The sequence below is a fragment of the Paenibacillus spiritus genome, from assembly GCF_008710135.1.
Lineage (GTDB): Bacteria > Bacillota > Bacilli > Paenibacillales > Paenibacillaceae > Paenibacillus_AQ > Paenibacillus_AQ glufosinatiresistens.
In genome coordinates, this window is sequence record NZ_VYKK01000007.1 from 38,489 (window position 1) to 58,769 (window position 20,281).

A 20,281-nucleotide genomic window follows, 5' to 3' on the forward strand; every position below is an offset into this window, starting at 1 on the left:
AATGGAACTCTATCATAAGATAGAGACATTCTCTTGGAGGTGTTTTTGCATGGCCAACCGGAGGTGCCGTTCATACAGTTCTTTATTTTGTGACAAAAAGGTTTTTTTGTTAGTTTTATGCGCGATATGTCTGTCTGTGTTTTAGTAGGTATGGTAATTTTTAAGAAGAACATCCAAGGAGGTTAATTAATTATGGATACCGAAGAGCAAATGAATCAGAATTTAAATAATATAGCGAATCAAATTAGTAACAGTTCTTCGAACACTTCAGTGGGTATGGGGAATATCTCCGATAGTATTAACGATTTAAAATCAGGGGTTAACCTCACTAACAATCTATTGATCGTGTTGATTATAGTTTTGGCTATAAATTTTCTTGTTAATTTAAGGAATAAAAAATAAAGACATCTGTCCGAGAGTTGGAGGCAGATGTCTTCATTATTAGGCGGTTCACAGCCTTACAGGATTACGGCTCTTCCCGGGCCTCGCGGGGCTGCAGGATTCCGTCGGCGATCAGGGCTTTCTCGAACAGGTCTACCATGTGTCCGTCGTAATGAATGCCGGACAGCCGCTTCAGCTCATCCATCGCCACCTCCGGCGGCAGCCCCCGCCGATAGGGCCGGTCGGAGGTCATGGCGTCGAAGGTGTCGGCGATGCCGATGATTTTGGCCTCCAGCAGGATATCCTCTTCCTTGATGCCGTAAGGATACCCCGAGCCGTCCAGCCGTTCGTGATGCTGAAGGATAATCATACAAATGTTGTTGTAATACAGATCCTTCACCATTACATAGCCGTCATAGGAGTGGCGCTTGATGATCTCGAATTCCTCGACGGTCAGGCGCCCTTCCTTGTTGAGAATTTCGGCAGGGATATGGATTTTGCCCACATCGTGAAAGGCGGCGGCGTAGTAGAGGTCCTCCCATTGGTCTTTGGAGAGCTTGAGCATTCCGGCGATCATCAGGCTATACTTCTGGACTCTGGCACTATGTTCAAACGTGTAGTTATCTTTCTGCTGGACTTTCTTCAGCACTTCCTCCAATGTCCGGATTCGATGGCTGATAAGATGAAAGGCAGGTTTGGTCGTATACCATAATAGCTTCATATCAGTTAGGGAGTTAAAGTTCTCCACCGTATCCAGATAATGAGCGTAGAAATAATCGCCTTTCTTCAGAACAATGTTATGCTCTTCTCCGGCGTAACTGCACTCACCCTCAAGGATATAGAAGAACTCCATGGTGTTGGCTTCGTCAGCCGGGTAAACGCAGAAAATTTTGTCTTTTTTGATGGACTGCATAATAATTTCAGAGCCGTCTCCTCTTGCGAGCAGAAGGAATTCCGAAGAACTCTGGTACTCTCTAGCGATAGATTCTCCTTCTCTTCCTAAGTTCAGGCCCCTCATCTTATATGGTCAGTCCCTTCTCTTAGACGCTCACTGCAATGGGATCAATCCACACCTGACGGTCTCCGAGGGTTACCAGCTCCCAGTAGCGCTCTGCCTTTACTCCCAGACGGGCGGCTTGGGCGATTGCCCCATCGGCGATGGCCAGCGTCTCGTTGTATAAATTCCGGATCAGCTTGTCGAGATCATTGCTGTATTTCAGGGTAACGAGGGAAGCGGTTAAATCCTGGAGCGACTGGTTCTGGAACGACGCCGTCAGCTCCCGCGCATTCAGGCTCACCGTGCCCCGCTGCGCAAAAGCGGTGTCGATCAGCTCCCGGCTCTTCTGGTCAATATCGGCCAGCACCCGGTCCACCTGCGGATTATCATTGGCTGCCTGAGGCTCCAGTGCCGCCATCTCGGCGGCCATCTGCGCCTTGCGGGCAGCGCTGCCCTCGGTCAGATATTTGACCTTCAGTTCATTAAGCTTGGCCAGCGCCTGGCTCTGACGGATTGCTGTAACCGCCTTGACATAATCCTGCTGCATACGGTCCGCTTGTTCGACGGCTGCCGCGATCTTGCCTTGGATCTCCTGATTGGCTCTCTCCACAATCTTCAGCGCTTCTTCCCGGTTCTGGGCCGTCCGGTCCGTCACCGCAGGCGCTGCAAGAGCAGAGCCGCAGGTCATGATGAGCAGGAGCAGCATAAGGGAGCCGCCCGAAAACAGCTTTTTCAACATAATGGTAATTCCCTCCTGAGTATAAATTGCATAATTTCCTCCAATTATATTATCTCCGTGAACATTTTACCAGAAAGGATTCAACGCCGTAGGAAAGCGTTCCGGACGATTGCGTTCTCTGCCGTTATGCGTCGATTTTGCTGTTCTGGAAGGACTCCAGCCAGGCCTGAACCTGAGATTCCGGCAGCGGCCGGCTCAGGTAATACCCCTGGATCTTGTCGCAGCCCGTCTCTTCCAGCACACGGCGCTGCACCTCGCTCTCGACGCCTTCCGCCGTAACGCTCAGCCCCATGTCATGGCCGATGGCAATGATGGAAGAGGTCAGGGAGGCCGTCCGTTCCTCGGCCGGAATGCCGTCGATGAACGACTTGTCGATCTTCAGCGTCGTGATCGGAAGCTGCACCAGATAGCTCAGCGAGGAATAGCCCGTTCCGAAATCATCCAGGGCAATTCCGATTCCCGTCCGGCGCAGATATTCCAGCTTGCTGCGGATCAGATCGAAGGATCCCATGAAGATGGACTCCGTAATTTCCAGTTCAAGGTGGCGCGGGCTCAGCCCGCTCTGTTCAAGCGTCTGCAGAACGTTCTCCGTGAAATCCTCCTGCAGCAGCTGGCTGACCGAAAGGTTGACTGAAATCCGCCCGTCCGTGAGTCCCTTCTTGACCATGCCCGCCATGAAGTCGCACGCCCGGCGGAGCACCCACTGGCCGATCGGGATAATGAGACGGCTGTCCTCGGCAATGCGAATAAAGGTAAGCGGAGAGACGAAGCCGAGCGCCGGACTGTTCCAACGGAGCAGCGCCTCGAAGCCCCACACCTCGCCTTCTGCCCCCAGCTGCTGGATCGGCTGGTAGTGCAGGGAGAGCTCCTGGCCTTCAATCGCATTGCGCAGATGCTTCTCGATCACGACCCGCTCGTCGAATTCCCGCTGCATATCCTCTTCGTAGACGACATACTTGCCCTTGCCGGTCTCTTTGGCCCGGTACATGGCGATGTCGGCGTTCATAATCAGCGTGTCCGTCCGTTCGCCGTTGCGCGGGTACTGGGCAATTCCGATACTTACCGAGAGATGAGCGGAGCTCTCGCCAAGCCGGAACGGAGCCCGGAACGCGGCCGCCAGCTCCTGCGCATAAGCTGAAATCTCTTCCAGATTGCCGACCCTCTCCTGCACGACTACGAATTCGTCTCCGCTCAGACGGTAGTTGCGGCATCCGGTCCAGCCCAGGCCCTCCAGCCGTTCGCCCACCCCGTGCAGCAGTTCGTCGCCGAAGGAGTGGCCCATGGAATCGTTGATATATTTGAAGTTGTCGATATCCATAAAATACAGCGTGAACGGCTGCCCCGGCGCCTTCTCGATCATCCCGGCCAGCTCTTCATAGAGCGAGAGCCGGTTGGGGAGACCGCTGAGCGCGTCGCGGTAGGCCAGTTCGCGGTACTGCTCTTCGCTGGCCTGAAGCAGGGTCTGATTCTCCACGACCTTGTTGTACTGCTCCAGCAGCTCGTCCTGCAGTGCCGCCAGCTCTTCGTAAGTGGACTCCAGCTCCTGATAGCTCATCTGGAGCTCGCTCTCCATCCCTTTGCGGTCGGTGATATCGACCATCGAGCCGGCGAAGCGGACGAAGCCGCCCCGGTCGTCCCTCAGCAGCTTGCCTCGGGCCTGGAACCACTTGTATTCTCCGGATTTGGCCCGCATCCGGTACTCGCTGTAATAATAAGCCGTTCTGCCGGAGAGATGCTCGCGCCGCTGCTTGTCCTCCTGCTCGGCGTCTTCGGGATGCACAATGGAGCGCCAGCCGCCGCGGCCTTCATCCAGTTCGCCCTTCGAATAGCCGAGCAGTTCGTACCAGCGGTCGGAGAAGTAATAATTCATGGCCGACATATCCAGCTCCCAGATCACGGCGTCGGCGCCATATGTAGCCAGGCTGAATCGTTCATTGCTCTTCTCCAGCTTGCGCCGCATGGCCCGGATGGAGCGAACGTAGACCAGCAGAAGAACGATCAGAGCCAGCAGAAGCGTAAATATGGCCAGCAGGCTAATTACCAGCGCCTGGTATTCTTCATAGAAAGAGAAGGGTTTGTTGATGATTTCGCTGCCTTTGGGCAGATCGGAGGCGGAAATGTGAAAACGTTCCATCTGCTTGTAGTCGAACACCCGGCGGGCGGTGCTGCCTTTATACACCGGAATGGAATCGGGATCTTCCCCCTGAATCACGCGCAGCGCAATTTCCGCCGCCTTCTGGCCCTGCATCCGTCCGCTCAGCAGACTTCCGCCGAAGGCCCCGTGCCCGAGCCCGAAATCGTATAAATGATAGACGGGGACCGAGCTGGCCGCCGCCAATTCAGCAGAGAAGCGCCCGAACTCCAGGATGCGGCCGGTGCTGTCGCTGTAATACGTGGTCATCAGGACGATGCTGTCTTCGCCCAGACCGGCGACAGTCCGTCTGATCTCTTCGGCGCTCAGTTGGTTCATGGCGTGTATGTTCAGATGTGCAGGAAGCTGTTCCAGCCGCTGCCGGGCAAGGGCGCCCGTGGACTGTCCGCTCTCCGAGTTGTCGAACAGCAGGTAGACATTCTTGAGGTTGGGGTTGATCTTCAGCGCCAGTTCAACGGTCTCGGCCGGTTCAATCTCTTCCTGAACGCCGGTAATGCGTTCCTGGCCCTGCTTGATCTGGTCGGCCCGGATTTCATTGATGCCGCTGAAGATAATCGGAGCGTCCTGAAACAGCTCCGTGCGGTATTGGATGGCAAAGTCCAGGGCTTTGTCATCGGTTGTAATGACGGCCGACAAGGGGACTTTGGCGTATTTTTGCAGAATGGTCTGGCGGAACCGGTCCAGCGTATCCTGGCTGGGGTATCTCTTCCAGTCCATGTATTCTTCATATAAGGCGGGCGGCTGCGCTGCGGCCTTCAACCGCTCTTCAATCCCCTGCGACTGCTCGTCGGTCCATTCAAAACCTTTGTGGTAGGAATGGAGAATCAGTACGTTCCGCTCCCTGGAGGGTGCGGGTGCTTCAGCGCCGACGGCGGGTACAATTCCCGCTCCCAGTACTATTAGCAGGAGGAAAAGGCATATCCCTGACTTGGCGAACCGGGTGACTTTCAAAACCGATCAATCCTCCTGTTTTCGCTCCTTCTTTTTTATGTCGGCAAATGCTTATCTTTTAGTAACGTTTTCTTCGACAAAAAATGAGCATCCCCTTCTTCCCGGCCCGGTTCTGCCCAAAGAATGGGACCTTGCGCCGGGACATCGGCCTGTGGTTCGTGCTACAATCGGTACTGAAAAGGAGATGACCGTATTGAAACAGGAGCTTATCGAACGTCTGGTCAGATATGCCCAAGTCGATACCCAATCCAGCGAGGACAGTTCCTCCTGCCCGACCACACCGGGACAACTGGAGCTGGGAAGATTGCTGGCGGGGGAGCTGCAGGAAATCGGACTCGAGGACATCGCCATTGATGAAGGCGGCTATGTCATGGCTACGCTGCCGGCCAACACGGACAAGGAGGTGCCTGTTATCGGGTTCCTGGCGCACCTGGATACCTCGCCCGATTTCAGCGGACGGAATGTCTCTCCGCAGGTGGTCGAGAACTACGACGGAGGCGATCTGCCCCTCGGCAATTCCGGCATCGTCATGACCACGGACAGCTTCCCGGAGCTTGCGGGGTATAAGGGGCATACCCTCATCACGACAGACGGCACCACGCTGCTTGGAGCCGACAACAAGGCCGGAATCGCCGAGATTATGACGGCTATGCACCATTTGAAGGCGCATCCCGAAATTCCGCACGGCACGATCCGCGTCGCCTTCACGCCGGACGAGGAGATCGGCCGGGGACCGCACCGGTTCAACGTTCCTGCCTTCGGCGCGGCCTACGCCTATACGGTGGACGGGGGACCGCTCGGCGAGCTGGAGTACGAGAGCTTCAACGCTGCCGTCGCCAGGATTACGGTGCGCGGCGTGATTGTTCATCCCGGAACGGCCAAGGGCAAGATGATCCATGCCGCCAAGATTGCGATGGCGTTCCACCAGCGGATACCGGCGGGGGAAGCGCCCGAGTTCACCGAGGGCTATGAGGGCTTTTACCACCTGAACTCCATGGAGGGCGGGGCTGATGTGTGCACGCTGAAATATTACATTCGCGACTTCGATCGGCAGCGCTTCGAGGAGCGCAAGGCGTTTCTTGCCGAGCTTGCCGATGAATTCCGGTCCACTTACGGAGCGGAGCGTATCGAGCTGGAGATGAGGGATCAGTATTACAACATGCGCGAGAAAATCGAGCCTGTCCGCTTCATCGTGGATACGGCCGAGGAAGCTATGCGGGGACTTGGCATCGTCCCGGTCATCAAGCCGATCCGGGGCGGCACCGACGGCTCCCAGCTGTCTTACATGGGGCTGCCGACGCCAAATCTCTTCACGGGCGGGGAGAACTTCCACGGGAAGTTCGAGTACGCCTCCGTCAATGTGATGGAAGCGGCAGCCCGCGTCATTGTGGAGATTGCGCGGCTGTTCGAGGCCAAAGCCTGATCAAGCAAAGCGGGCTTCATGGCCCCTTCAAGTTCTTCGCACAATAAAGAAGCAGGCCCCCAGAGGGACCTGCTTCTTCTGTTCAACCGGCCTTGTACACTCCGCGGTACGTTCCGCCTACCTCTTAGGCCCGGCCCCGCATCGGCAGCCAGCCCGGCGTATTCACCAGCATATTCCAGAGGGGCTGGGGAATAACCAGCCGCTGCTGGCCATCCGGATCAAGCTCGGTCTCGATATCGGCGGCGCGGCCTTCTTCGACCTTCTGCACCCAGTCGGGGTCGATCAGCAGCGGACGGCCCAGAGCGACCAGATCGGCTCCCGTCTCTTCCAGCGCCTGAAGCGCCGCTTCGGCCGTATAGAGGGACCCGACGCCGATCACCGGCGCGCGTCCGGCCACGCGGTCGACGATCTGGCGGAGCGCCGGACGCGAGTCTTCCGTTCCGCGGTGCGGCAGGGAGTCGAACTTCCGCAGAGACACGTGCAGGTAGTCCACGCCTTCCTCCGCCAGCGCATCCAGCAGCGCGAACGTATCGCTCATCGTAAGGCCGGGCGTCTCCGCTTCTTCCGGAGAGAACCGGTAGCCGACGATGAACGGCATGGCCGCATGCTTCGCCACCACGGCCTTCACTTCGCGGAGAACGGCCAGCGGGAAGGCCAGCCGGTTCTCCAGGCTGCCGCCCCAGCGGTCTTCGCGGAGGTTGGAATGCGGGGAGAAGAACTGCTGGATCAGGTAGCCGTTCGCACCGTGGATCTCCACGCCGTTGAACCCGGCCTCAATCGCCCGGCGCGTCGCTTCGCCGAAGTCGGCAATGATGCCGGTAATTTCCTCTTCCGTCAGCGGACGCGGCGCGGGGCCTGTCTGTCCGCCCGGACGTACCGGCGCGACATCGCTTGCGCTGACCGGCTGGCCGTCAGGCAGCAGCTCCGGCGGGCACTCCCGTCCGCCGTGGAAGATCTGCAGAATAGCCTTGGCTCCGGCGGCCTGAATAGTCTCCGCCAGCTTCCGCAGTCCCGGCACGAGATCGTCGCGGTCTGCGCCGAACTCGTCGTAGAAGCCTTTGCCTCCCTTATTGACATACGCGCACGCCGTAATCACGGCGCCTACGCCCATGGACCGCCGGGCATAATAAGCCAGCTCTTGCTCCGAGACCGTACCGTCCGGATTCGAGGAAGAATGCGTCATCGGCGCCATGACCACCCGGTTGTTCAGGACGATCCCGCCCGCCAGCATGCAGGGTGACAGCAATGCGTCAAACTCAGCTTTAGACATTAATTTGGTTCCCTCCTATTTTCTGTTTTCGTCTGCTCTTTTTTATTGTACTATACAAAGGTTAGCGTCTGCATCTTTGCCTTAGACCCGTTCCAAGAAAGAAGGAATTCCGTTGACCAACCCCGCCCAGCCGCTCAGCCTGGTCCGCCTGACCTGGCCGATCTTCCTTGAATTGTTTCTCTTCATGCTCATGGGCAGTGTCGACACGTTCATGATCAGCTCCGTCTCCGACAATGCCGTATCCGGCGTCGGGGCGGCGAACCAGATTGTCGGCATCGCTATTCTCGTCCTGAGCGTCATCGGCAACGGCGCTGCCATTGTCGTCTCCCAATATATCGGCTCCCGCAGACTCCGGGAAGCCGCCCAGGTCACGGGAACCGCCGTGTCCCTGAATCTGATGGTCGGCCTGGCGCTCAGCGTGATGCTGCTGTTCCTGGGCGAATCCCTGCTCGCCGCCCTGCATGTCACCGGGCAGATCCGGGAATACGGCGCGACCTATTTGCAGATCGTCGGCAGCTTTATTTTTCTGCAGGCGCTGATCAACGCTCTGGCCGCCTCCATCCGCACACACGGCTTCACGAAGCAGACCATGCTGGTTTCCCTGCTGATGAATCTGCTGCATGTTGCAGGCAACTATACCCTGATCTACGGCCACTTCGGAATGCCTGCGCTCGGCGTCCGCGGCGCCGCCATTTCGACCGTCCTCAGCCGGCTGATCTGCCTGTTCCTGTTCTTCCTGCTGCTGTACCGGGTGACGGAAGTCCGGGTCAAGCTCTCTTATTACCTGAAGCTGAGCTGGAATTACGTGAAGCAGATTCTCCGGATCGGCATTCCGTCGGCCTTTGAGTCGATCATCTACCAGGCGTGTCAGCTGACCTTCACGCTGTATATCACCTACTTGGGCGCCGAAGCGATGGCCACCCGTCAGTATGCTCTGAATATCTCCAATTACATCTACCTGTTCAGCATGGCGGTCGCCATGGGAACCTCCATTATCGTCGGCCGCCTCGTCGGAGCCCGGCGGCCGGAGGAAGCTTACCGGCGGGTCTTCCAGAGCGTCAAATGGGCGCTGCTGGTTACGGTGGTCATCGACGCCATTGTCATCGTCTTTCGCATTCCGCTGCTGGGGCTCTTCACGGACAATTCGGAGATCATCGCCCTCGGTGCTCAAGTCCTGCTGCTCAGCATCTTCCTGGAGACCGGCCGGACCACGAACCTGGTCATTATCAATTCGCTCCGGGCCTCAGGCGACGCCCGTTTCCCGGTGTATATGGGCCTTCTGTCGATGGTCGGCATGAGCCTTCCGCTCGGCTACCTGCTGGCGTTCAAGCTCGGCCTGGGACTGGCGGGCATCTGGCTCGCCACCGCGGCCGACGAGTGGACGCGGGCGGTCATTATGTACTTCCGCTGGCGCAGCCGGGCCTGGGAGCGGCACGCCTTGATCGGCCCGGGCGACGAGGCCGCTCCCGCCGCAGCCGCAAGCGGCGGCTGACCGCTGCCCTGCCGGCCTTGCGTGACAGCTGCCGCCCTTAAGGCGCACGCCGCCCGGCCCCGGCAGGAGCCCAAGACGGTCAACAGGCCCCATCCTCTCTCGCCGGGCGGCGAGAGAGGATGGGGCCTGTGTGCGTTCCCGGGCGCTGCCGCCAGCGGCGGCAGACGAAGGCGGCCGGCTAATCCAGATAGCCGGCGAGGCCCTTGTCCATCAAGTAATCCATTTCCCGCTCCAGAATATCCTCGACTGCCGGTTCGGTCAGGGTCACATCCCGGCGGCTCAGCACATAATCGACCAAGTCGTCCAGATCAATGTCCACTTCGCCCTTCCGGCCGGGCTTGGCCTCCTCCAGAAAGCGCTGTTCATGCTTCAGCACCAAGGCAATCTGCTTCGGGTCGGCCTTGGTCTTGCCGGCGATATAGCGGATCAGCTCGGCTTCGTTGATTCGGTCGTTCATTCGTTCGTTCACTCGTGTCTCTTCCTTCCGCGCAGCTCGTTCTGTCCCTGCCTGCAAGGACGTATGCTACTGAATATACCGGGTCCGGGTCCGGTTCGTCAAACCAGGCTGCCGGGAAAGCCAAAGACCCCTTCCCGGCAAGACCGGCTGCTGCCGCCCTTGTCCAAGTGAGGGGTCTTTCGGCGATATGACGCGGAGACTACTGCTGCTTCCGGTTAAGCCGCTGATTAAACCGGTCCACCCGGCCGCCGGCTTCCGTATTCTTCTGCCGTCCCGTATAGAACGGATGCGAGGCCGAACTGGAATCGACCCGGATGACCGGGTACGTATTGCCGTCTTCCCATTCCATGGTCTCATTCGAGCTGCGCGTGGAAGCGCTCAGGAATTTGTAGTCGACGCTGGCATCCAGGAATATCACCGGACGATAGTTGGGGTGAATGCCTTCCTTCATCGGATAATCCTCCTTCCGAAGACGCGCTTCGCGTCTTCTTCCCTATTATTACCCGATTGCCGGCTCCTTCTACCTGCTCTCCTTCCCGGGGCGGCCTCCTTCTATCCGGTTCTCCGGTCAGAGCCTGCGGCCGGAAATCCGGCAGTAGGTCTCCTTGTCCGACACTGCGTAGAGCCGGGCTTCCTTCGGAATCGGCTCGTCCAGACGCCGGTTGATGCCAAGATCGCCGCGGTCCGACAGCAGCGTCGCTCCCTGGCGCAGCAAGGCCTGGAAAGCGTCGCCGTAGGTCGCCCAGGAGCGGTCCACCGGCACCTCATAAATGTCGTCGCCGTGCGAACGGCTGATCAGCTGCGCGATGACTTCGGAGTTGCCTTCCTGAAGCGCTGCCCGAACGGCCAGCCGGGAGATGGCGTCATGCGACAGGACGAATTCGTTGACCTGAACATGCCGGAAATTCTTCACGTTCTTCTCCTGCATAACCTCAACTGTGGTATGCACGTGCGGAGCGACCCGCTCAATGCTTGAGGCAATGAGCAGGGACTTGCCGTCCACAAGCGGCGTCTCGTCAATGCGCGCATCTCCGAAGATGATCGCCGCCCGCGCACCGGAGATTCCGGCCTTCGTCAGCACCTCGTCGGAAGACGGATCGCCGCTTACAAAGTGGACCTGGCGCAGCGCCTCCATCGGATGGCGCTCGGATTCATCAATGATGACAATGTGACCGTCCGGAGCGTAGCTCAGAATTTCCTCGACGGCGGCCTCCGCCTTTTTGTTCCAGTTAATCAGAATAACATGGCCCTTTCCGACGAACGACAACTTGCCCGCCCTCCTCTGTCTGCCGATTTCAGCGATCGTGTCGATCACCTTGCCGATGACCAGACTGAGCAGCCCGATGCCGAATATGTACAGAAATATGGTGAATATTTTGCCGAGCACCGTCTTGGCGAAGAAATCGCCGTAGCCAACCGTGGCCATCGTTGTCAGCACCCAGTAGAACGAATTGAACCAATTCCCGAACGTGCCGGGTTCAAGCAGAAAAGCGACGGTGGCGCTGGCTCCGACGAAGATCAGGGTTATCAGCGCAACCGTTCTTTTGCGGATGCGGACCATAAGCGTTGACAGCCGGAGCAGAAAATGAATGACGTCCACCGCCCAGTTGTAAGAGTAGAGTAAGGGATTAAATAATCAGACTGCTGATGGCAAACGCGGTTCCGATATAGACCAGACACAGCATGGCGCCAACGGCTACGTTGCCCTGCTTGAGATGGTCGGAGACCTTGAACCCGACGGTCACCAGCTCAAAGATCCAGTACGCCAGCACGAGACACACATAACCGACGGCGAACCAGAGCGCCATATGCCAGATCGTGCTGTTCGTATAAGCGGCAATGCCCAGCACAATAGCCGTCGCCAGGAACTTGCCCCCCATCGCCAGACCGACGGCGAGATTCCCTCGCTTGAGTTCTTCCATATCCTTGAACGGCGTCATCCAGCTGAAGACCAGCATGCCGACAAGCTGCAGCACAATCATGGCGAAGATGCTGATGACAATGTTCGCTACCGTAATCAATCCGCCCACCCCCTGAATTTAGCATACGCCGTATCGTAATCGGCAAAATCATGGACTTCCTCCAGCACGACCGAGATCCGCTTCTTCTTCTCCATCGCCTTGTACCGCTCATCGTCAATCGGCTGCTTGATCCGGTTGCCCGAAGGCAGCTCCAGCACGGCAAAATTGCGGGTCTTCCCTTGGTATTCCGTCTTATAGACGCCCACCAGATCGACTTCGGTGGTGACGGACAGCTTCAGATTCTGCATGTCCTCGGTCGCCGACTTCAGATCGCCATAGGACTTGATCGGCGTCCAGGCCGACAGCTTGACCGTATTGCGGTTGTCAGCGTCGGTCGTCAGTTCGGCGTCCATGTACTGGAGCGTCCAGACCGGGTCGCCGGTCGCATAGTTGTTGTCATTGGGCAGCAGCGTGTTGTCCGGCAGAACCGTCATGTCGCTTCCGACCAGATCGCCCACGGTGCCTTCCACTACTTTGTAATCCCACGGCACCGTTGCCACAGCGGAAGACGTATCCGTTCCTTGGTCGGTGGACAGCACGCTGTCCGGGTTGCCGCAGGCGGCAAGCGCCAGCGCATTCGCAAGCGCCAGGGCCAGCAGCCCCAGACGCAGACGGCGACGGGCCGAACGGCCTCCGTATAAGCTTGATTTCCGCAAATCAGTTCACTCCCAACGCTATAAAATGACTCGTGTTGCCCGTAATCAATCCGCCAGCGCGTCCCAACAGCCCGCACGGCTCGCCGTTCAGCATGAACAGCCCGGTAAGAAGGCGCAGCTCGCCGTAGCTCGTCTGAAGCTCGGCCAGCTCGGTCCGCTTCTGATAGACGACCGGGAACAGTTCGCTGCTGTCGTAGCCGTCCTCATCGGCCGTCTCCAGTCCTCCTGCGGCATCGTAGAGCCGCACCGAGCCGCCCTCCCGCCCGAACATCGACTTGGAGACAAAGCTGCCGGAGAAGACCGGCTTGTTGTAGGTCGGCAGCATGTAAGCAGCGATGGCTTCCCGCTCCTCTTCGCTGAAAAGAATGCCCAGTTCATACAGGCCCCACACGGCGGCCAGCAGACCCTTGGATTGCAGCAAAATGCTGTGCGGCGGGTTAAAGAGCGCCAGATTGCCGGTCTCCACCGCGTAAGCCAGCGCGTCGCCGCCTTCGTCGACGGCCATCCATTCCTTCGGGTAGAGGGCGAACATCCGCCGGATGACCCGTCCTTCCCCGTCCATCACGACGCCGTCGTCGATGCTAAGATCGAGGCAGTCGACGCAGCGGACGTCCAGGCCGCTGTGCCGGGCAAGCGTCTCGATGGTACCCGAATCTTCCTGGTGGGTGCCATAGGCGACGCAGGCAACCGTATCCGGACGTTCTTCTCCCCAGGCAGCGGCCAGCAGTTCCGGCATCCGCCCGTTGACGGTGTCGACCCCCGCCTCCCGGCAAATCCAGGGCGTCGCAACGGAAGCCTCCACATAGCCGGTCGGCGTATCCGCATTCAGCTCCAGCAGCTTGATGCGGCCCGAGCCGTCCACCGCAAAATCAAACCGGGCGTAGCGGCTGATCGGCCCCTCCGGGATCGGCACCTGATCCAGCATATCCCACAGCACCTCGGGAATGCCGGTCAGCTCATACAGATCGCGCCGCCGGTGAATATAACGGGCCGTCTTGTCCAGAACGGCCCAGAGCTTGCCGGCGGCGGCCTCCAGCTCGCGGTAGACCGCTCCGTCCATCACTACGACACCGTCCAGCCAGTATTCCTCGTCCTCCAGATCCGCCCAAGGGAAGCCAAGTTCCGCCAGCTGCCGAACCCGGTCCGCGCGCTGCTCCCGGGGAAACTCGCGCAGTTCAAACACGGATCCGCTCATCCGCCGAACAGTCCGCCGCCGCTCTTCGAGCCGGAGCTGACCGAGGATCTGGAGCCGGAGCTCGATTTCGAACCGGATTTGCTGGAGCCCAGTCCGCTTGAAGTGCCTCCAACCGAGCCTTTGCCCGCCGAGGTGCCCCGTCTGGTGATGGAACCGGTCGTCGAGGTCGAGGTCTTGGGCTTCACCACCGAACCGGCAACCGGCTTGTTCTGAAATTTGGTGCTGTCGTACGACTTCGGTTTATAGGCCGTTCGTGTGCCTCCGTAATACGTCGGGCGGTCACCGTAATAGCGGGCCGGGGAGTAGCCGCCGCCGCTGTTGAACAAGAAATGATAGAGCAGCAGATCGTCCCAGCCGAAGCCGGAATTATAGCCGCCGTAATTGTTGATGACCGTCGTTCCGCCCGAAGATGTTACCCCCGGCGAAGCGGTCGGCTCCGCCGTCTCGGATGCGCGATCTTCCGGATACGGAATCGCCCAGTCGGCGTTCGGGTCATAGTACTGCTTGACTTCGTCCGTTGAATAAGAGACCAGCTTCGGCTCCCCGGCGGCGGAAGAAGCGCCCGCTTCCGGTGCGCCGGCCGCCATCAGCGCGTTGGCCAGCAGTGCGATTCCGAGCGAAGTCGTGAGAACGCGCGCCGGCGGCCCGCCCGGAGTCATCCACCGGTCGGCGGGAGCGGCTTGCTCCGGCAGCTTGTCTGCGGCAGCCGAAGCTCCCCGGCCGGCGGCACGCCCGTCCGCTCCGGCCGCTTCCCCGGGCGGCTGCATGCTCCCGGACGCTTCATTGCTTCTGCTGTGTGTCTCCTTGATACTCTGTCTATCCCGCTTCTCTTGCTCTCTGTCCAAGCCAGTTACCCTCCTTCTTCTTCGAAGCCTTCTTGCTCAATCGTTCCGCAGCGGAACGAGCAGAAGCTCCAGCTTGCTGTCGTCCAGATTAAGCCGGCCCTCTACCGTCTCATATTCCTGGCCCTGTACGACCAAATAATTGACATGCTCCAGCGCGGCGATCATATTCGCGTTCCAGACGCGCTCTTCAATTACCCGAAGCTCGCCGTCCGACCGTTTCTCGTACAATACCACATTCATTCCACTGTCCAACTGCTCTTCATCCTTTCTTCTGAAAGCGTTTGTTATGTCTCTGATACGAGGCAGGAGAATGAATGTTTCAATTCCGCAGGCCTCGGCCTTCATCGTAAACGTATCTTTTACCAGAATACGGGTTAAGCGGGATGAAGGCAATGATTTACACCGAAGTCTTCTGGCAATGGCCCTATGGGTATGATAAGCTTGGGTCTCATGTATTTTTATTCCATAAAATAGGAGGAATCTGCATGAATACGCCAATCCGGTTCATCGGAACCTGGACTTTGGGGCTGGTCCTTCTTCTGGCCGCGGGCTGCCGGTCTTCTTCCGAAGCCGATTCGGCCGCCACCGCTTCCCCTTCTGGAAGGCCTACCCTCGCCTGGACGGAGGCTGCACTGCCTTCCTCTCTTGCCGAAGAGAAATGGAATCCGGAGACCCGGGCAGCCGCCAAGGCGGCCGAAAGCTACAAACAAGCCGAATATACCATTCGGCATTCCGATAATTTGCTGTCCGAAGCCTCCATCCGGCAGCGTAACGACGAGATGAGGGCGCATCTGACGAGCGACTTCTGGACCCGGGCGGTCAATCGGCGTTATACGCTGCTGCCGCTTGAAATTTCGGTCCGGCAGAAGGTTTCCCTCCGCCCGGAGAACCTCCGGTTTCAGGTGTGCGATCAGACCGAGAACGCCGTCCTGCTGGATTATTCCGCCGATCTGGTTCTTCTGGACGGCAGCGGGCAGGAGACACGACGGGTTCCGGTGGAAGGCAGGCTTACCCTGACCTCGGCCGAGGGGGACTGGCGGGTGCAGGGCGATGCCTGGGACGACGCCGCTCTCCGGGACTTGATCGTCCCGTAGACCAATTACTCCTTCCCCGCGGTCAGCGTGTAGGTTCGGGTCTTCGGCTTCCCGCCGCCAAGCGGCGAATAGACAAACGTCAGCTTGCTGCCTTCGCGCTTCGTAAGCGTAAGCATCCGCTCCAGCACATAGGGATCATTGCCGTCGGCCTGCTTCCAGTCGGCCCGGTCCGGGCTGTCTATGAGCCGTTCGCCCAGATTTATAACCGCTCCGGTATCGGGGTGAACCGCATACAGCTGCGCCGACGGCAGCGCCCGGACCAGCAGCACATCGGAAGCGGCATACTCGACCCGCAACTTCCCCTCGTCCTGCGTGATCGCCTTCAGATCAAGCTCGGGCCCCAGACTGCCGCCGGAGAGAATATAGCGGACCCGGGTTCCATCGAATAAATACTGCCGGGTGCTCGCCGGGACAGCCGGACGGTTATAGGCCGGCATCCCCAAATGATAGTCGGCCTGGGCGACGACCGCATTGCCGCGCAGCAGCACCTGATAGACGTTCTCAAATTCATTGAACATGGCGTAATGCCGGTCTGCCAGCTCCAGCAGGACCGCGCCGCTTCCGGCGCTGGTCAGCGTCAGGCCGTGGTTGTAAGGGGAATCCTTCAGCGGAAGACGGCCGATCCGCCCGGGCTCGGCCTGACCGGCCAGCCGCGCGTACAGCGTGCCGTCGGCCTGCGAGACCCAGTACGTCCCGCCGTCGATGGACGCGGACACCAGTCTCTCCTTATCGGCAATATACAGTTCGCCGCCGTAGACGCGGACCGTTCCGCCAAGCGCCCGCGCGGCCGAAGCAAGCGGCACATACAGCGTACCGCCGATGGTTCGGGCCGGCAGCGCCAGCTTCACGGCCGTGCCGTTCACCGCCGCCGACGAAGATCCTGCGGCGACGAGCACCCGCCGCGACGGCCGGAGCAGCGTTGCCTGCCGCTTGCCGGCGTCCCACGCGAGCGTATAGCCCATCGCCGCCGCAAGCGGCTTGAGCGGAACGAAGGCCGTGCCGCCCAGGCTGCGGAGCCGGCCGGTCTCGATGTGCTTGTCATTCAGGAGCACGCCCGAGACGGAAGGGGCCGCAAGCACCCGGACGGCGGCAGTCCCCTTCTCTCCGGCAGGCGATACTGCCGCCCGTGTGAAGGCCGAGGCGTTCGGCCGAGTAACTGCATGGCCATTCTCCGGGCTTGCCGCTGCGGTACCCGCTCCTGCGAGCGCTGCGCAGAGGAGAACTGCGATGGATTTCTTCATTTATTTTGCCTCCGTTTCCTGTATCCGAATTTTGGAGTTCGCTTCACTATATATCTATGTGTACTCCATAATATGGATGGAGTTGCGATGGGCGGAGCTGCGGCGGCCGGAAGAACGCAAAGGCCGCGCCTCCCTAGAAGGAAGCGCGGCCTTGGATGATTTGCTGCGAATGCGGACCGCTCTAAGCGCCGCGGGCTTGCAGATCCGGGGCGGAAGCAGGCAGCTCCGACGCGGCCGGAGCTTCGCTGCGCGAGAACAGCAGATTCAGCACGATGGCCGTCAGCGAGCCGGAGACGATGCCGCTCTGCAGCAGCATCCGGGCGAACTCCGGCAGCTGGTCGAACATGGACGGCAGCGTCGCCGAGCCCAGCCCCACCGCAATGCTGCAGGCGGCAATCAGCAGATTGCGCTCTTTCCGCAGATCGACGGCGGACAGAATCGAGATGCCGGACGCGGCCACGGAGCCGAACATGACAATCATCGCTCCGCCCAGCACGGCGTTCGGAATGACGGTGGTCAGCGCCGCCAGCTTCGGCAGCATGCCGAGCACGACCATAATGCCGCCTGCGGCAAAGATGACGTTCCGCGTCTTGACGCGGGTCAGCGCGATCAGGCCGACATTCTGCGAGAAGGCCGTGTACGGGAAGGCGTTGAATACTCCGCCGAGCATGATGGCCAGACCTTCGGAACGCAGGCCGTTCACGATCCGCTTGGGAGGAACGTCTTGATCGGTTGCTTTGCCGACTGCGAAGTACACGCCGGTCGATTCTACCATGCTGACGAGGTTAACGATAATCATCGTTACAACGGCCGTCAGGCTGAATTCCGGTCGGCCGAAGTAGAACGGCTGGGCCATGCTCACCCAGGAAGCGCCGCCGACCGGCGCGAAGCTGACCACGCCCATCAGATAGGCAGCGAACGTGCCGGCGGCCAGGCCGACCAGAACGGAGACGGAGCGCAGGAACCCGGTGGTCAGGCGGTTCACCAGCAGAATGACCGCCAGGGTGATAAGCGCCAGCAGCAGATTGCGGGGCTGGCCGAAGTCGGCGCTGCCCTGCCCGCCCGCGGCGTTGTTCATCGCGACCGGAATCAGCGACAGGCCGATGATCGTCACGACCGATCCGGTGACGACAGTCGGGAAGAAGCGCAGCAGCTTCCCGTATAGAGGGGCGGCAAGAACGACGAAGAGGCCGGACAGAATGATGGCGCCGTAGGCGGTTCCGAGGCCTGAAGACGAGGCGATGGCAATGATCGGGCTGACGGCCGTAAAAGTGCAGCCGAGCACGACAGGCAGGCCGCTGCCGAAGAAGCGGGAGCCGAGACATTGCAGCAGAGTGGCGAGTCCGCAGGTGAACATATCAGCCGCGATGAGATAGGCCATCTGCTCTCCGGTAAGATGCAGCGCCCCGCCGACAATGATCGGAACCGCGATGGCGCCTGCGTACATGGCCAGCACATGCTGGAGGCCAAGGGTAAATACTTTGCGTCTGCTTAACATGTTATCCGCTCCTTCTGATTGCATTCCTCGCCTGCAAACTGCACTTCTCCCGGCTTCATCGAGACAATCCGCGCCAGCGAGCAGACCTCGATGCCCCGCTCTTCCAGCAAGAAGCGACCTTCCTGGAAGCTCTTCTCGATCACGCAGCCGACGCCGACCAGAACGGCGCCCGACCGTTCCACGATGTCGGCCAGGCCGACCAGCGCAGCGCCCGTCGCCAGAAAATCATCCACGATCAGGACCCGGTCGCTGGGTCCGAGGTATTTTTCAGCGATGCTGATCTGGTAGGCTTCCCGGCGTGTGAAGGAGTAGACCGGCGCTGCGTATACCGCCTCGCCCTGCGTGATCGCCTTCTTCTTCTTCGCGTACACGAACGGGACGCGGAGCGCGATGCCCGCCGCCATGGCGAACTGGATTCCGCTTGCCTCCACCGTCAGCACCTTGGTCACGCCGCGGCCGCCGAACCGCTGTCCGAATTCCCTGCCGATCCGCAGCGCCAGCTCTGTATCCACCTGATGATTCAGAAAGGAATCCACCTTCAGCACCGTCTCCGACAGAATCTGGCCCTCCCGTCTGATCCGTTCCTTCAACTCTTGCATGTTCCTGCCGCCCTTTCTTATCTGATCCAACCAAAAAAAGGACAGGTTCACCTGAGCGTTTCTCTCAAGTGAACCTGTCCGGACGCGGGGCATCCCGCGCGGATACACATCTCTGTGTACACGCCCCGGGAAGGCCGCCGTTCTCCGAGACCCGCCGGAACGGATACGGAATACAGCGGCCCGCGCGGGACGCTCGCTTCACTCATAGTCGGACGATTGCAGTGGTCATCCGGTAGAAACTTATGGGCCATATTCCCATTATTATATGAGTCTTTGGTAGGCAGTCCGGGTTCTCCCCGAACAAATATGGTGTTTATATTACACGCCTTGTGTCGGAGTTGACAAGGAGTTTTTTGGGGATGCCAAGCAATGGAAAAAGCTGCGGGCTTATGGGCCAACAACTGCGGCAAGTTGTAGGCGGCTGGGACGTCTGCCCGCCGTTCGTCCGGCGCCTGCCAGGGATCTCAAGCCGCAGGCGCGGGAGAACGGGACAGTCGCGGCGGCGGCTACGGCTGCGACTGCGGCAACGGCGGCGGCACCGGCACCGATAGCGGCTGCGACTGCGGCTGCGGCTACGACTGCGGCTACGACTGCGGCTGCGACTGCGGCTACGGCGGCGGCTCCGGCTCCGGCGGCTCCGGCAGCGACTGCGGCTACGGCACCGGTAGCGGCTACGGCGGCGGCTGCGACTGCGGCTACGGCACCGACTGCGGCTACGGTAGCGGCTGCGGCTACGGCGGCGGCGGCGGCTGCGACTGCGGCTACGGCAACGACTGCGGCTACGGCGGCGGCTGCGACTGCGGCTACGGCTGCGACTGCGGCTACGGCGGCGGAGCGGCAATGGCAGATGGCAGCGACTGCGGCTACGGCACCGACTGCGGCTACGGTAGCGGCTGCGACTGCGGCGGCGGCACCGGGTAGCGGCACCAACTACGGCACCGTGTCGCCAAGCGGACTCCAGAGCCGCTATTTCGGCGATTAATGCCTCTGCGGTGCCAGTAGCGGACACCAGCGACCTTATTTAATGGTGGAAGCGCATACATGAGCTGGATATGCCAAAATAAGGGCGCTCCGGTCCGATAACCCGGACGATTGGGGGATATGGACCGGAATAAGGGCTGTCCGGTCCGGACGTGCCCCGCACTTGCAGGCGGTGCTGCCTCTGCGCCAAGGACCGCCTGCGGACAGCAGGCACAAGACCGGCCGGGTAAATAGCCGCCCGGCCGCTGTCCGGCGGGGAATGCGGGCGGCAGAAGCACCTGAGCAGCAA

Annotated in this window: 20 protein-coding genes and 1 riboswitch; of the genes, 4 read left to right on the top strand and 16 right to left on the bottom strand. The window is 59.8% G+C overall.

Annotation, left to right across the window (positions count from 1 at the left end; all coding sequences use genetic code 11):
* The first annotated feature begins 192 nt into the window (after positions 1-192).
* The gene (locus F4V43_RS06925) at positions 193-402 is read left to right on the top strand and encodes a hypothetical protein (RefSeq protein ID WP_150457507.1); all 210 of its coding nucleotides are present in this window, start codon (positions 193-195) and stop codon (positions 400-402) included.
* Positions 403-466: 64 nt separating this feature from the next.
* Here F4V43_RS06925 and F4V43_RS06930 read toward each other — a convergent pair whose 3' ends face one another.
* From F4V43_RS06930 to F4V43_RS06940, 3 genes are all read right to left on the bottom strand, one after another.
* Positions 467-1,234, bottom strand: a complete 768-nt coding sequence (locus F4V43_RS06930; protein ID WP_223879807.1) for an HD-GYP domain-containing protein — start codon at positions 1,232-1,234, stop codon at positions 467-469.
* 187 nt (positions 1,235-1,421) lie between these two features.
* Positions 1,422-2,117 (bottom strand): hypothetical protein, encoded by a 696-nt coding sequence (locus tag F4V43_RS06935; protein WP_150457509.1) that lies wholly within the window; start codon positions 2,115-2,117, stop codon positions 1,422-1,424.
* A 124-nt stretch (positions 2,118-2,241) separates the two neighbouring features.
* Positions 2,242-5,220 (bottom strand): ABC transporter substrate binding protein, encoded by a 2,979-nt coding sequence (locus F4V43_RS06940; RefSeq protein WP_150457510.1) that lies wholly within the window; start codon positions 5,218-5,220, stop codon positions 2,242-2,244.
* 193 nt (positions 5,221-5,413) lie between these two features.
* Between F4V43_RS06940 and pepT the strand changes: the two genes are divergently transcribed.
* Positions 5,414-6,643: a peptidase T gene (gene pepT / locus F4V43_RS06945; protein ID WP_150457511.1), complete on the top strand. Its 1,230-nt coding sequence runs from the start codon at positions 5,414-5,416 to the stop codon at positions 6,641-6,643.
* 124 nt (positions 6,644-6,767) lie between these two features.
* Here the strand turns inward: pepT and F4V43_RS06950 are convergent, their stop codons facing one another.
* The gene (locus tag F4V43_RS06950) at positions 6,768-7,913 is read right to left on the bottom strand and encodes an NADH-dependent flavin oxidoreductase (protein ID WP_150457512.1); all 1,146 of its coding nucleotides are present in this window, start codon (positions 7,911-7,913) and stop codon (positions 6,768-6,770) included.
* 112 nt (positions 7,914-8,025) lie between these two features.
* Between F4V43_RS06950 and F4V43_RS06955 the strand changes: the two genes are divergently transcribed.
* On the top strand, positions 8,026-9,405 hold the full coding sequence (locus F4V43_RS06955) for an MATE family efflux transporter (protein ID WP_223879808.1): 1,380 nt from the start codon (positions 8,026-8,028) through the stop codon (positions 9,403-9,405).
* A gap of 178 nt (positions 9,406-9,583) precedes the next feature.
* Here the strand turns inward: F4V43_RS06955 and F4V43_RS06960 are convergent, their stop codons facing one another.
* From F4V43_RS06960 to F4V43_RS06995, 8 genes are all read right to left on the bottom strand, one after another.
* A complete protein-coding gene (locus F4V43_RS06960) occupies positions 9,584-9,862 on the bottom strand; it encodes a hypothetical protein (protein WP_150457621.1) in 279 nt (92 codons plus the stop codon).
* 199 nt (positions 9,863-10,061) lie between these two features.
* Complete coding sequence (locus F4V43_RS06965) at positions 10,062-10,313, bottom strand: type B 50S ribosomal protein L31 (RefSeq protein ID WP_150457514.1); 252 nt, start codon at positions 10,311-10,313, stop codon at positions 10,062-10,064.
* Positions 10,314-10,430: 117 nt separating this feature from the next.
* The gene (locus F4V43_RS06970) at positions 10,431-11,462 is read right to left on the bottom strand and encodes an ion channel (protein WP_317983771.1); all 1,032 of its coding nucleotides are present in this window, start codon (positions 11,460-11,462) and stop codon (positions 10,431-10,433) included.
* 28 nt (positions 11,463-11,490) lie between these two features.
* Positions 11,491-11,883, bottom strand: coding sequence for a DUF350 domain-containing protein (locus F4V43_RS06975; RefSeq protein ID WP_150457515.1), 393 nt, complete (start codon positions 11,881-11,883; stop codon positions 11,491-11,493).
* Positions 11,880-12,539, bottom strand: a complete 660-nt coding sequence (locus tag F4V43_RS06980) for a hypothetical protein (RefSeq protein WP_150457516.1) — start codon at positions 12,537-12,539, stop codon at positions 11,880-11,882. Before F4V43_RS06980 ends, F4V43_RS06975 begins: the two co-directional genes overlap by 4 nt.
* Position 12,540: 1 nt before the next feature.
* On the bottom strand, positions 12,541-13,734 hold the full coding sequence (locus F4V43_RS06985; RefSeq protein ID WP_150457517.1) for a glutathionylspermidine synthase family protein: 1,194 nt from the start codon (positions 13,732-13,734) through the stop codon (positions 12,541-12,543).
* Positions 13,731-14,579 (bottom strand): hypothetical protein, encoded by an 849-nt coding sequence (locus F4V43_RS06990; protein WP_310551007.1) that lies wholly within the window; start codon positions 14,577-14,579, stop codon positions 13,731-13,733. Before F4V43_RS06990 ends, F4V43_RS06985 begins: the two co-directional genes overlap by 4 nt.
* A gap of 36 nt (positions 14,580-14,615) precedes the next feature.
* Positions 14,616-14,831 carry a hypothetical protein gene (locus F4V43_RS06995; RefSeq protein ID WP_191089507.1) on the bottom strand — a complete coding sequence of 72 codons (216 nt, stop codon included), beginning with the start codon at positions 14,829-14,831 and terminating at the stop codon, positions 14,616-14,618.
* A 233-nt stretch (positions 14,832-15,064) separates the two neighbouring features.
* Between F4V43_RS06995 and F4V43_RS07000 the strand changes: the two genes are divergently transcribed.
* Positions 15,065-15,673, top strand: a complete 609-nt coding sequence (locus F4V43_RS07000) for a hypothetical protein (protein ID WP_150457518.1) — start codon at positions 15,065-15,067, stop codon at positions 15,671-15,673.
* Positions 15,674-15,678: 5 nt separating this feature from the next.
* Here F4V43_RS07000 and F4V43_RS07005 read toward each other — a convergent pair whose 3' ends face one another.
* The 4 genes from F4V43_RS07005 to F4V43_RS19685 form a co-directional block, all read right to left on the bottom strand.
* Positions 15,679-16,914, bottom strand: coding sequence for a copper amine oxidase N-terminal domain-containing protein (locus F4V43_RS07005; protein ID WP_150457519.1), 1,236 nt, complete (start codon positions 16,912-16,914; stop codon positions 15,679-15,681).
* Positions 16,915-17,095: 181 nt separating this feature from the next.
* The gene (locus F4V43_RS07010; RefSeq protein WP_150457520.1) at positions 17,096-18,412 is read right to left on the bottom strand and encodes a nucleobase:cation symporter-2 family protein; all 1,317 of its coding nucleotides are present in this window, start codon (positions 18,410-18,412) and stop codon (positions 17,096-17,098) included.
* On the bottom strand, positions 18,406-19,011 hold the full coding sequence (locus tag F4V43_RS07015; RefSeq protein WP_150457521.1) for a xanthine phosphoribosyltransferase: 606 nt from the start codon (positions 19,009-19,011) through the stop codon (positions 18,406-18,408). The genes F4V43_RS07010 and F4V43_RS07015 overlap by 7 nt, the downstream gene beginning before the upstream one ends.
* 185 nt (positions 19,012-19,196) lie before the next feature.
* Positions 19,197-19,300: riboswitch (purine riboswitch) on the bottom strand.
* Positions 19,301-19,398: 98 nt separating this feature from the next.
* Positions 19,399-19,938 carry a hypothetical protein gene (locus F4V43_RS19685; RefSeq protein ID WP_191089508.1) on the bottom strand — a complete coding sequence of 180 codons (540 nt, stop codon included), beginning with the start codon at positions 19,936-19,938 and terminating at the stop codon, positions 19,399-19,401.
* Positions 19,939-20,281 lie beyond the last annotated feature (343 nt).

Bases quoted from the DNA above. Each gene is read 5' to 3' on its own strand.
- F4V43_RS06925 (WP_150457507.1), top strand. From the start codon at position 193: ATGGATACCGAAGAGCAAATGAATCAGAATTTAAATAATATAGCGAAT.
- F4V43_RS06930 (WP_223879807.1), bottom strand. From the start codon at position 1,234: ATGGAGTTCTTCTATATCCTTGAGGGTGAGTGCAGTTACGCCGGAGAA.
- F4V43_RS06935 (WP_150457509.1), bottom strand. From the start codon at position 2,117: ATGTTGAAAAAGCTGTTTTCGGGCGGCTCCCTTATGCTGCTCCTGCTC.
- F4V43_RS06950 (WP_150457512.1), bottom strand. From the start codon at position 7,913: ATGTCTAAAGCTGAGTTTGACGCATTGCTGTCACCCTGCATGCTGGCG.
- F4V43_RS06960 (WP_150457621.1), bottom strand. From the start codon at position 9,862: ATGAACGACCGAATCAACGAAGCCGAGCTGATCCGCTATATCGCCGGC.
- F4V43_RS06965 (WP_150457514.1), bottom strand. From the start codon at position 10,313: ATGAAGGAAGGCATTCACCCCAACTATCGTCCGGTGATATTCCTGGAT.
- F4V43_RS06985 (WP_150457517.1), bottom strand. From the start codon at position 13,734: ATGAGCGGATCCGTGTTTGAACTGCGCGAGTTTCCCCGGGAGCAGCGC.
- F4V43_RS07000 (WP_150457518.1), top strand. From the start codon at position 15,065: ATGAATACGCCAATCCGGTTCATCGGAACCTGGACTTTGGGGCTGGTC.
- F4V43_RS07005 (WP_150457519.1), bottom strand. From the start codon at position 16,914: ATGAAGAAATCCATCGCAGTTCTCCTCTGCGCAGCGCTCGCAGGAGCG.
- F4V43_RS07010 (WP_150457520.1), bottom strand. From the start codon at position 18,412: ATGTTAAGCAGACGCAAAGTATTTACCCTTGGCCTCCAGCATGTGCTG.
- F4V43_RS07015 (WP_150457521.1), bottom strand. From the start codon at position 19,011: ATGCAAGAGTTGAAGGAACGGATCAGACGGGAGGGCCAGATTCTGTCG.